The organism is Thermosynechococcus sp., assembly GCF_046299635.1.
Lineage (GTDB): Bacteria > Cyanobacteriota > Cyanobacteriia > Thermosynechococcales > Thermosynechococcaceae > Thermosynechococcus.
In genome coordinates, this window is record NZ_JBKBHV010000018.1 from 1 (window position 1) to 233 (window position 233).

At 44.2% G+C, this 233-nt stretch carries 1 protein-coding gene; it reads left to right on the forward strand.

Translation table 11 applies throughout. The annotated features are described in order from the left end of the window. Positions 1-221, forward strand: a 221-nt coding sequence (locus tag ACK4IR_RS08420) for a type I-MYXAN CRISPR-associated protein Cas6/Cmx6 (RefSeq protein ID WP_409873928.1), incomplete at its 5' end; no start/stop codon positions are given. Positions 222-233: the final 12 nt, after the last annotated feature.

Genomic DNA, 233 nt, shown 5'->3' on the forward strand with positions numbered 1-233 from the left:
ATATCAATGGGGAAGTTGTGATCCCAAAGGCATTGAAACCTGAATTTGTGTGGGTAAAACAGAAGAAAATTTTAGGGTATCAGGTTTTAGTTAAAGGTTTAACGCCTGAGGAGTCGCTCCGATTACAGTGTTACGGACTAGGAGGAAGACAACATTTTGGTTGTGGTTGGTTTTACCCCGCCACGTTGGCGCTTGCCGGCAATTTATCCAGAGTGTTGTGAGGCCTTGAAAGA